Origin of the sequence: Baaleninema simplex PCC 7105 (assembly GCF_000332355.1) — a bacterium.
Lineage (GTDB): Bacteria > Cyanobacteriota > Cyanobacteriia > Cyanobacteriales > Geitlerinemataceae > Baaleninema > Baaleninema simplex.
This window is the reverse complement of record NZ_KB235958.1, coordinates 2,484,013-2,493,320: the sequence shown is the minus strand read 5'-3', so window position 1 is coordinate 2,493,320 and position 9,308 is coordinate 2,484,013. Positions and strand designations below refer to the sequence as shown.

At 53.2% G+C, this 9,308-nt stretch carries 9 protein-coding genes; 7 read left to right on the top strand and 2 right to left on the bottom strand.

What is annotated here, in order from left to right:
- The 4 genes from GEI7105_RS34880 to GEI7105_RS0112985 form a co-directional block, all read left to right on the top strand.
- Positions 1-442 (top strand): RNA-guided endonuclease InsQ/TnpB family protein (locus GEI7105_RS34880; RefSeq protein WP_144053920.1); only part of this gene is annotated, 442 nt, incomplete at its 5' end.
- A 7-nt stretch (positions 443-449) separates the two neighbouring features.
- Positions 450-1,778, top strand: coding sequence for a glutamate-5-semialdehyde dehydrogenase (locus tag GEI7105_RS0112990; protein WP_281167017.1), 1,329 nt, complete (start codon positions 450-452; stop codon positions 1,776-1,778).
- A gap of 121 nt (positions 1,779-1,899) precedes the next feature.
- Positions 1,900-2,040 carry a hypothetical protein gene (locus GEI7105_RS38450; RefSeq protein ID WP_158413203.1) on the top strand — a complete coding sequence of 47 codons (141 nt, stop codon included), beginning with the start codon at positions 1,900-1,902 and terminating at the stop codon, positions 2,038-2,040.
- An 82-nt stretch (positions 2,041-2,122) separates the two neighbouring features.
- Complete coding sequence (locus GEI7105_RS0112985; protein WP_026097631.1) at positions 2,123-3,019, top strand: LysM peptidoglycan-binding domain-containing M23 family metallopeptidase; 897 nt, start codon at positions 2,123-2,125, stop codon at positions 3,017-3,019.
- A gap of 337 nt (positions 3,020-3,356) precedes the next feature.
- Here GEI7105_RS0112985 and GEI7105_RS0112980 read toward each other — a convergent pair whose 3' ends face one another.
- Both GEI7105_RS0112980 and GEI7105_RS0112975 read right to left on the bottom strand, forming a co-directional pair.
- Complete coding sequence (locus tag GEI7105_RS0112980; RefSeq protein WP_017660888.1) at positions 3,357-4,328, bottom strand: aldo/keto reductase; 972 nt, start codon at positions 4,326-4,328, stop codon at positions 3,357-3,359.
- A gap of 121 nt (positions 4,329-4,449) precedes the next feature.
- Positions 4,450-5,637: a DUF4336 domain-containing protein gene (locus tag GEI7105_RS0112975; protein WP_017660887.1), complete on the bottom strand. Its 1,188-nt coding sequence runs from the start codon at positions 5,635-5,637 to the stop codon at positions 4,450-4,452.
- Between the two features lie 159 nt (positions 5,638-5,796).
- Between GEI7105_RS0112975 and GEI7105_RS0112970 the strand changes: the two genes are divergently transcribed.
- From GEI7105_RS0112970 to GEI7105_RS0112960, 3 genes are all read left to right on the top strand, one after another.
- Complete coding sequence (locus GEI7105_RS0112970) at positions 5,797-7,545, top strand: DUF6909 family protein (protein WP_017660886.1); 1,749 nt, start codon at positions 5,797-5,799, stop codon at positions 7,543-7,545.
- A 93-nt stretch (positions 7,546-7,638) separates the two neighbouring features.
- Positions 7,639-8,232, top strand: coding sequence for a peroxiredoxin family protein (locus GEI7105_RS0112965; protein ID WP_144053789.1), 594 nt, complete (start codon positions 7,639-7,641; stop codon positions 8,230-8,232).
- 137 nt (positions 8,233-8,369) lie between these two features.
- Positions 8,370-9,053 (top strand): cytochrome c biogenesis CcdA family protein, encoded by a 684-nt coding sequence (locus tag GEI7105_RS0112960; RefSeq protein WP_083862377.1) that lies wholly within the window; start codon positions 8,370-8,372, stop codon positions 9,051-9,053.
- Positions 9,054-9,308 lie beyond the last annotated feature (255 nt).

Here is a 9,308-nt window from a genome sequence, read left to right as displayed (position 1 = left end):
GGATGATGCGGGTTGGTATCAGTTTAGGAAGTGGCTCGAACAATTTGGAGAGAAGTTTGGCAAGATTACCGTGGCGGTGAATCCTGCCTATACCTCTCAAAAATGTTCGAGTTGTGGTGCGATCGTTCAAAAATCTCTCTCGACGAGAACTCACGTTTGTCGGTGTGGTTTTGAGTTAAACAGAGACCACAATGCCGCCATCAACATCCTGAACGCTGCCTTGAGTACGGTAGGGCATACCGGAACTTCGGTTCGGCTTCGCTCACCGAGCGCAGTCGAGGTGAACGCTTCTGGAGATTTGACCGCTACTTTGGCTGGTGCAAACCTGTCAGAGCAAGTCGGATCGTTGAAGGAAGAATCCCCACGCCGTGACAGCTGGGGAGTGTCAACCCACCTCATCATCGCCCCACATCCCTCAGACGGTACACTGAAGAAAGAGTAATCCAACGATTCAGCCCCATCGATCGAACACGATGACCGTTTCTGCTATCGCATCAGACTCCCTCGCCGACAGCGCCCGCCAAACCCGCCAAGCGGCGCGACATCTCGGAACCCTGTCCACCACCGACAAAAACGCGGCGATCGATGCGATCGCCGACGCCCTCGACGCCGCCTCAGACGAAATCTTGGCCGCCAACGCCGCCGATTGCGAAGCCGCCAAAGCCGACGGAATCCCCAAACCTCTCTACGATCGCCTCAAACTCGACGAAACCAAACTGCGCGGCGCGATCGCGGGAGTGCGCGGCGTCGGAAATCTCCCCGATCCCGTCGGTGCGGTGCAACTCCACCGAGAACTCGACACCGGACTCGTTCTCAAACGCATCACCTGTCCCCTGGGCGTTCTCGGCGTCATCTTTGAAGCACGTCCCGATGCGGTGATTCAGATTTCCAGTTTGGCGATTAAATCGGGAAACGGTGCCATCCTCAAAGGTGGAAAAGAAGCCGTGCGATCGTGTCAGGCGATCGTCGCCGCCATCCATCGCGGATTGGAAAACGTGGGATTGACATCCGAGGCGATTCAACTGCTGACGACGCGGGAAGAAATTGCCGAACTTCTCAAACTCGACGAATTCGTGGATTTGATTATTCCGCGCGGTTCTAACGCCTTTGTCCGGTTCGTGCAGGAAAACACCCGGATTCCAGTATTAGGTCACGCCGACGGTATCTGTCACGTCTACGTGGACGCAGCGGCTGAGGTAGAGAAAGCGATCGCGATCGCCGTCGATGCCAAAGTCCAGTATCCCGCCGCCTGCAATGCCGCAGAAACCCTCTTGGTTCACTGCGACATTGCCGAAACCTTCTTACCCCAAGCAGTTCGGGCGTTGCGCGATCGCGGTGTCGAACTGCGCGGCGACGAGGCGGCGCGTCAAATCGCAGACATGACAGAAGCCACTGAGGAAGATTGGCGCACCGAATATAACGATCTCGTATTTTCCGTGCGCGTCGTGGATTCCCTCGAAACTGCGATCGACCACATCAACACCTACGGTTCCCGCCATACCGACGCGATCGTCACCGAAAACGACGACGCCGCGAACCTCTTCCTCAGCCAAGTGGATGCCGCCGGGGTGTTCCACAACTGCTCGACCCGATTTTCCGACGGTTTCCGCTACGGATTCGGCGCGGAAGTGGGCATCAGTACCCAAAAACTCCCCCCGCGCGGTCCGGTGGGCTTAGACGGGCTGGTGACCTATAAATATCAAGCCGTTGGAGACGGTCACATCGCCGCCACCTACTCCGGACGGGATGCGAAACCGTTTACGCACCGGGATTTATAGAGAGAAAGGGAGAGGGGGAGAAAGGGAGAGTCGTAGGGTGCGTGACTTGAAAAATGGGGTGTAAATCCGTAAGACCGATAAATCGTCACGCACCGCCAATGCACACCACCCACATACAAGGGTGCGTGACTTAAAAACAGGAGAAGTTTCGTGCTTTACCAGCCAACCCGTCACGCACCGACTCCTCAGCAGTCACTCCACCGTTTCTCGCTATCTCCCCATCTCATCATCTTCCGGTTGGGTGCGGTGCGCGACGCGGTAACAGTCCATGAACCTGACTTCGCCCACATTGGTCAGCCGCGTCACACACCCTACTGTTCTCGTGTTTTGAAGTGAAAAAACTCGTGAATTTTCGCCGTGTTTCCGTTGTATCGGTCGCGATCGCCCTCTTGATGGGGGGTCGCGCGATCGCACAATCCGAGTCCGATTTGGGGTTTCCTCGTATCGGCACACCCCGCAATACCTGTCCGCCCTCTGTTTTGTCTCAAATGCGGCGACATACCATCGCACCGGGCGAAACGCTCGACAGTATTGCCGAACAGTACGATCTGATTCCAGCGACATTGTTGGGGATGAATCCCATCTTACGGGGCGATCGCCTCCCCGTCGGACGAGAAATCCTCGTTCCCCCCCTCAACGGCATTCGCATTACCGTTTCTACCGGGACGACGTGGCAAGACTTAGCCGAAGAATACAATATCCGGGCAGATACCCTGTTTGAAGTCAACGGCTGTCAGCCGCCGTCAAACACCGCGTTCGTACCGGGTGTCAATTGGTCGCCTTTATCAGAAGAAGTCGAAACGCCCATCGCCGAAAAACGGGCGAGTGCTTTTGCCGTGTATCCCCTTCCCAACCCCGTCGAGGCGATCGTCGGGTACGGCTGGGTGTTGACGCCCCGCAGTTCCTCCGTGGTGTTTCACAGCGGCCTCGACTTACCCGCTGCCGTGGGGACGCCCGTGCGAACCGTCGAAGGGGGAACCGTCGCCTTTGCCGGAACCCGAAACCCTTACGGCAACTTCGTCGTCATCAACCACCGTCAGGGACGCCAAACCCGCTACGCCCATCTCGAGCGGATCGACGTGCGTCAGGGTCAAACCGTCGAAGCGGGCGATCGCATCGGAACCGTCGGCATCACCGGAACCCCCGACAGTCCCCAACCCCACCTCCATTTCGAGGTTCGCAGCAACTCCGATCTCGGCTGGGTGGCAGAAAATCCCCTGGCGTATTACGAGACGAGGTGAGGAGAGGGGGAGATTGGGAAAATACATTGTCGGTGCGTGACGATCGATCGGTCTCACGATCGACACCCTATTTTTCAAGTCATACGGAATCCGAATTTCAACGCTGAGCGGAGTCGAAGCGTTGAGTCCGAGCGGAGTCGAGGACTCAAATACTGGTTTTGCCCAACCCGACAAGTCCCTCTCTGTGTCCTCTGTGTCTCTGTGGTGAAGACTTCTTGAAACCTAGTGTACATTGGCGGTGCGTGACAGAGCGATCGGTCTCACGATCGACACCCGATTTTTCAAGTCACGCACCCTACAACTTCCCCGTTCCCTGTTCCCCGTTCCCTAAAAAACCTCACCGGGTTTGAAAGTTATTCTGAACCATCGTTTTGGGAACGCGAGCGGCGGCTTTGTCGAGTTCGGCGATTTCTCCCGAGTCTAACTGCCACCCTAACGCCCCGATATTTTGCTGGGCTTGGGCGAGGGTTTTGGCGCCAGGAATGGGAATTGTGCCTTTGGCGATGCACCAGTTAATCGCCACTTGAGAGATAGTTTTGTGGCGCGATCGCGCGATCGCCTCCAAACAGCCCAACAGCGGCCGCGCACCGGGTAAAATCTGTTTGAACAGCAGTCCCCGCAAGCCTCGCGGCAGTTGTTTTTCTGAATATTTCCCCGTCAGCATACCCAAAGCCAGGGGACTGTAGGCAATCAGTTGAATGCCCAGGGCGTCGCAAAGGTCTTTTAATCCCAATTCGGTGACGGGATAGGTCGAAAGTAGGGAATATTGAACCTGTAACGTTTGGATGGGAACGCCGCGATCGCGAAATCGGCGATATACTTTCTGCAATCGTTTCGGTCCGTAATTGGACAGTCCTACGCCTTTAACCCAACCGCGATCGACTAAATCCGCCAACCCATCGAGTAACGGCCATTCCTGCCAGGGGGCGTAATTGGCGGTAGACCAGTGCATTTGAACTAAATCGACGTTTCGCCCCAACCGCCGCGCCGAGGCGTCACAAGCCGAAATCATCGCCTGTCGCGTCAGTCTCCAGGGAAAGGGGGCCAGTTTGGTGGCGATACAAATACTGTTGCGGTTCGGTGCCAGACAGTCTCGCGCAAACTGTCCCAATAGCGTCTCGCTGCGTCCGTTCAACCGCCCCGTACCGTAGGAATCTCCGGTATCGAACAGGGTCACGCCGTTTCCCACGCAGAGGTTAAACACGGCTTGTAACTGGGCGTCCATACTTTCATCGTAGCCCCACAACAGGCGGTTTCCCCACGCCCAGGTTCCACACCCCATTTTCGGTAAAGTCAGCGTTTGTGGCATATCTCTCCTCATCACCGCATCATCTCATTTGTCGGTTGGGGGCGGTGCGTGACGCGGATATAGTCTTGACTTGACTTCGATCGCATCTCTCTCCTCATCATCCCACCACCGCATCGCACCTTCAAACCCGTTCCTTCGCAGGCGGAACCAACCCGCTACGGTTCAACCTCGCATCGATGTCGCGCAACAGTTGTAAATCGATGTCGGGTAACGATCGATCGCACTGGGGATATTTTTCCAAAAACGAGAACGCCTCGCGAAACTGTTGGGGCGTGGTGGAAATCGGCGCGTCGAAGTGACAGGGAACGATACGCTCGAAGCCCCAGCATGACACGCGATCGCACCAATCCAAGGTTTCCTTGGGCGCTCGGTTGAGAATCAACGTCTGTAACACTGGGGCAACAAACGGACGCCCCCCACCGCGCAACGCCTCGAACGATCGATACCAATCGGGTTTCCACAAAAAGGGAAACAAGCCGAAATAGCCCCGCCGCGATCGATCCTTGGCTGTCGCCGACTCCCGAAACACCTGCCCCCAATTGCGCGTTTCGAGAACGCTGGGCTGAAAATAAAAGGCAAACAGACAAATCCGCTGCCAACCTTTACGACGGTTTTCCGCCGTATCCACGAACTCGTCGGCGGCGGTATCTCTGGCGTGGAACAACAGCGGATAGGACTCGTACTGAACGATCGCCGGAGGGTCTTCAGGAACGGAAACAATGGTATCGGTGAGCAACAGCGATCGCGATCGGCGATCGAACAAAGCCACTTCCTCAAACGTCCCGGTTCCCAAATTCACCGGCCCCAAAATCTCGTAGTCAAACTGACTTCCAAACGGCGCGTGACTGGCTTCCTCGGGCAAAATAAACGTGCGGTTTTTGGGAAACCCGAGCCAACTCAACGGTAAATTAAACGGGAAACTCCACTGACTCGGCGCGATATACACCTTCGCCTGGGGAAAACACCGCGCGAAGGGGCCGACGAAAATTTTGTGTTCTAACCCCGACGAAGTGGGGAAGATAATATATTTCACGTCGCCGTGTTGCGCCACCAGCTCGTTGAGAAGGCGCAAACATTCCCGAGTGGGGGCAACGGGAGCGTATACCAGCAATCCCCTCTCGTCGAGTTTCACCACCGTCATGCGAATGGGGACGGTGACGTAGAAAATGCCTTGCAGTTGGTCGAACGTCCATACAGCGTTGTTGACGACCTCGTGACGGAGGGTTCGCCGTTGACCGTAGGGATAAATGGGTAAGGTCGGCCAAAACTGCCAAATTAAGTCTTTTGCGGATTCTCGTGCGTGCCTCATGCCCTGGGACGAGTCGATCGAGGGGGTAACTGCTAGAGACTCTAGTGTCTCATACGGGGGCGGCGTCTCGCGAGGGGCGATCGCCCTCTTCAAAAAACACCGTATCAAAGCGACGCAACACTTTAAGATCGAAGGCAATTCGTTATTTTGCCCCTTCCCATGACGATTCCGATTCCCCCTCGAACTCGCGCTCAGGAGTCTCGCGCGGCGATCGAACGGCTTTATGTTGTCATGCGTCACCTGTTCGTGCGCGGTCATTACCGACCCGGTGGCGTATCCGGTCAAGCCTTAGTGGAAGCCCTGAAAACCCTGCAACCGGAAATTTACGGATCGATCGCCGATCCTGAAAAAGTCGAACTCGACGGCTTGGCTTACGTCATCGAACGTTTACCGCGCGGGATCGAACAATGCCGTTTCGTCAAGTTAATTGCTGCTGAGGGATACGAAGATTCGGGATTTGAAACTATCGTTCCGGCCAAGCGTCGGCGCAACTGCTACCGTATCGACGAGGAAACGATGCTGATTGAAGTGACGCGGGGGCGCAGCGAAATTTACGATATTTTGACCCATTTAACGTTTCTCCACGTGGAGGGGGAAAAAATTAAGGAACACGCCCTCGAGGACGATCTCCCGACGCGGGAATGGTTGAAACTCGAAGAGATGATGGCGGTGGAGTCGCGACAGCGATCGCAGAATCCGGGCAAAATCGAAGACGCCGACTGGCGCGATCGCGCCTTTTCCTATTTGAGTACGCTCCTCGGACGCACTTTTGAAGAAACGGTGCAGGCGTATCACCGCTTCAGTCAAAGCGGCGCGAACAATAACGGTCTGTTTCATATTATTTACTGGCTCGGACGTAACGCGATGGAAGCCAGACAGCCGGAATACGCCCAGCAAGTTGTCTTCAGTCCTACGTTGCGAGAGCGCATCGGCCACCACATCCACGGGGAAACCTGGGCTAACGACGTGAAAGCCTTCCTGATGGAAAAACAGCTTTGGAATCGTCCGTTACACGTCATTAGTGCCAATTTGCACAGCGTTCTCAATGCGTTGTTCGCTTTTCCTTTATTGGGGCGATCGCCGCAAATGTTGCAATCGCCAAAAACCATCGAAGCCTTGGCGTTGGAGTTGAGTGCGCCGACGAGTGCGCGGTTGAACCGAGAGGTGCGGGAATTTGCCAGCCAACACGGGATGGATTTTCTCGAAGACCGTGCGGGGACGAACGTTCACGTCCAAATTATCGATACGTCCCAGTTGCCGTTCGATCGCCTTTCGGAGGAGCTTCAGATCGATCGAGAACAGGTAGAACGAGAAAAACCCGTTTTGTTGGTGATGGATTATGCCTTTGGCGAACAAGCGTTTGAAATCATGGACGAGCTGCTCAAACCCTATCAATTCGACGGCGCGTCTCACAAACTCAACGTTCGCTCGATTTCTGTGTTGGGAAAAGCGGGAATTTTAGCGGGACAAAAAGGCGATTTGATGGTTCCTACCGCACATATTTTTGAAGGCACTGCCGATAACTATCCTATCGAAAACGATTTGGCGATCGAGGATTTAAAAGAGTGTGGTATTCCCGTCTTTGAGGGAGCGATGGTCACGGTTCTCGGAACCTCTTTACAAAACGCCGATATCCTCGAATATTTTAAAAGTTCTTCTTGGAACGTTATCGGCTTGGAAATGGAAGGCGCACACCTACAAAAAGCCATTCAAGCGGCTTCTAAAATTCGCAAAAGTATTGACGAAAACGTTATTTTGCGCTATGCCTACTACGCTTCGGACAATCCCTTGTTAACGGGAAGTACCCTCGCCTCGGGAAGTTTGGGGAAAATCGGTGTCAAACCCACTTACGCCATTACCCTAGCGGTGTTGCGGAAAATTTTAGGTCGAGATTCGAGTTCCAGTTAGCGATCGCCGTTTCGAGATCGAGTCTCGAGAAATCCAAGTGCGGCGATCGCTCGTACGACCCATGAAAGCATTCAATATTCGGAGGATCGGATCGTGCGTGTCGTACCTACCAGTCTAGCGATCGCGAGTTTCATGTTACTCGCCGCCTGTTCGGGTCAACCCAATCCCCCAGCGGCGGAGTCGAACGTTTCCCAGACGGCTGAAACAACTCCCTCCGAAACGGCTAACGCCTCGATGGAAAAAACGTCACTGACTGACTTGGTTCTCGTCGATGCAAATACCGGCGAGGAATTTACCCTCGCTGATTTCGGAGGAAAAACAGTTTCGGTCGAAGTCATGTCTGTAACTTGCTCGGCTTGTCAGAAACAGCATCAAAATACTGTCCGAGCTTACGAACAGTTAAAAAATTCGGACGAATACGTTTTTGTGAGCCTCAGTCTCGATTCGGGATTGTCTGATGCTGAATTGAAGCAATTTGCAGAAACGAACGGATACGATTGGGTGTTTGCAGTGGCGACTCCCGAAACGATTCAAACGTTGAACGAGCGATTCGGTCAAGGTATCTTTTCGACCGCAAACACGCCTCAATTTACCATCTCGGAAAATGGTGAAGTTTCGGAGTTTTCGACAGGATTCAAAGAACCCGATGTTTTGGTGAGTCAGTTAGAAAAAGCTCGCGAAGAGTAAGTTTTTTTGGGAAAGCGAGTTATCGTGAGTGTTGTTACACGAGCGATCGCGTCAAATTTCGGTTAAATTTTATAGAGTCTTTACCAACAAAGACTCTATAAATAATTATCGAACCTATATTTTTTAACTCAAGCATCATGTCACAGCTTCTTCAGGCTTTTGTGTTAGGTAACAGTGCAATTTTAACCAATGCTTGTATGTTGCCGTTATATCCGGGAACGATCGCCTTTCTCAGCAGCAACAGTCAAAACGCAAAATCACGCCACCTGTCAATATTGCTCGGCGTCATGGTTTTAGCGGGAATTTTAAGTATGATGGGTGCGATCGGATTTCTTCTGTTTAGCATCGGTCGTTCTTTTAGCGCGATTTTACCCTTCATTTTACCCGTTGTGTATGGATTAGTCATTGCCTTTGGTATCGTGATGTTGTTCGGCTACAATCCATTTTCAAAACTAGCGATCGCTCAAGCTCCTGTCGTCAGCAATCCCCTCGCAACCGCCTATTTATATGGTTTGATGTTCGGGCCGATGACACTTCCTTGTACCGGGCCGATTTTAACAGCGGCATTTTTATTGAGTGTAGATAATTCGGGAAATCTTGCCATTTCCACCCTCGCCCCCCAGTTATTATATGCCCTTGTCTTTGGACTCGGCTTTGGCTGGCCGTTGCTCGTCTTACCACTTTTCACACAAACGTTCCAGCGACGGTTTACCCGATGGCTTGCGAGTCGCCATCAATGGCTCGATCGCTTTTCGGGAACTTTATTGATTGTGATTGGCTTTTTTGGGATTTGGACCGAACTGTTACCGAACTTGCGTTAGTTTGGAGGTTAGTTGTGTATTTTGAAAAAATGTCAACGATCGATGAATTTTCTCTGAGAGGGTGACAAGGTAGACGGAAGCCAGACGGGACAATTGTTTGAGAGAATAGAGGAGTCCCAAAAAAGAGGGTGGCGTTTGCGGCCACCCCAACAAAAAAATGCTACCGACATTCTACCAAGATTTTCTGCGCATCCATCTCAATGAGAAGCAAATTGGGATCTTAAAGTGGCTGGTCTGGATACTGCAAATGCATCG

Excerpts from the sequence above, each read along its gene's own strand:
- GEI7105_RS0112980 (WP_017660888.1), bottom strand. The coding sequence starts at position 4,328 with ATGCCACAAACGCTGACTTTACCGAAAATGGGGTGTGGAACCTGGGCG.
- GEI7105_RS0112975 (WP_017660887.1), bottom strand. The coding sequence starts at position 5,637 with ATGAGGCACGCACGAGAATCCGCAAAAGACTTAATTTGGCAGTTTTGG.
- GEI7105_RS0112970 (WP_017660886.1), top strand. The coding sequence starts at position 5,797 with ATGACGATTCCGATTCCCCCTCGAACTCGCGCTCAGGAGTCTCGCGCG.
- GEI7105_RS0112960 (WP_083862377.1), top strand. The coding sequence starts at position 8,370 with ATGTCACAGCTTCTTCAGGCTTTTGTGTTAGGTAACAGTGCAATTTTA.